The sequence below is a fragment of the Streptomyces sp. NPDC054956 genome (assembly GCF_053609185.1).
The window spans coordinates 1-1,216 of record NZ_JBSGXB010000655.1 but is presented as its reverse complement, the minus strand read 5'-3'; the positions used below and the strand labels follow the sequence as shown (position 1 = coordinate 1,216).

The 1,216-nt window shown below is 78.6% G+C and carries 1 protein-coding gene; it reads right to left on the bottom strand.

The annotated features are described in order from the left end of the window. Positions 1–135 precede the first annotated feature (135 nt). A partial coding sequence (locus ACWGDE_RS39090) for an MFS transporter (protein ID WP_453393840.1) occupies positions 136–1,216 on the bottom strand: 1,081 nt, incomplete at its 5' end.

The following is a 1,216-nucleotide window of genomic DNA, read 5'->3' as shown; positions in this document are numbered from 1 at the left end:
GTGCGCTGCGCGCACGCAGCAGGCCGAAACCGGCCGAAATTCAGCCCCGCCGGCGTTTGAGGCGCGGGGGTCCGGGGGCTGGCCCCCGTGCAGCGGCGCCGCGCAGGCGCACGGCGTGGGCCGGGACCGGTGGGGTCAGGTGGTGACTCGGGGGGCGGCCCAGCGGGCCGGGCGGTCCTTGGTGGGGAGGAGGGGCAGCGCCGGGAGGGTGAAGGCCGTCGTGGCGGCGAACAGGGTGGGGTAGCCGCGGGCTGCGATCAGGGCGCCCGCCAGCGGCGGGATGAGGACCACCGCGGCGTGCTGCCCCATCAGGTGGACCCCCAGCGCCCGCCCCGCCCAGTCGGGCCCGGCGTACTCGGCGACGGCCGTGCTGTGCAGGCCGTTGGTGCTGACGGTGAGGCCCGAGGCGAGCAGCAGGGCCACCTCGGCGAGCGGCGAGCGCCAGGCGGCTCCGGCGGTGAGCAGCGCCAGGTCCACCGCGGTGGCCAGGGCCAGCAGCCGCATCGGCCGGACCCGGCTGGCCAGCGTGTCGGACCACCAGCCCGCGAGCAGCCGTACGCCCGCACCGGCCAGGGTGGCCACGGCCAGCACGGCGGCGGCGGTGGAGGGGGACCATCCCCGCACCTCGGTCAGGAAGAGCAGGGAGAACCCGGTCACCACGAACTGCGGTACGCACAGCGCCGCGGCGACCCCGTGCAGCCGCCACAGGTAGCCGCCCCGGTAGGGGCCGTGCGTCCGCTCGCCGGCCACCGGCTCGGGGCGCGGCGGGTCGACGGCGAACAGGACGCTGGCCACCCCCGCGCCCCCGCACAGCGCGGCGCAGAAGCCGAAGGCCGCGGACAGGCCCGCCTGGTGGGCGAGTACGGGCAGGACCGCGGCGGCCAGCGCGATGCCGATCGGCTGCGAGGCCTGCCGCACCCCCATCGCGACGCCCCGCCGGGCGGGCGGGAACCAGCCGATGACGAGCCGCCCCGCGGCCGAGCTCACGGAGGAGCCCGCCGCGCCGGCCAGGACGAGCAGCGCGCCCATCGCCGCTCCCCCGGGCACGGTCGCCGCCGGGGTCACCGCCGCGGCGGCGCCCAGCAGTCCGGCCGACATGGCCAGCCGCTCCCCGTACCGGTCGGCGACCACGCCCCAGCCGATCAGCCCGAGCAGGATCCCGACGATCGGGCAGGCCCTGGGGCTCCGCCCCAGACCCCGCGCCTCAAACGCCGGC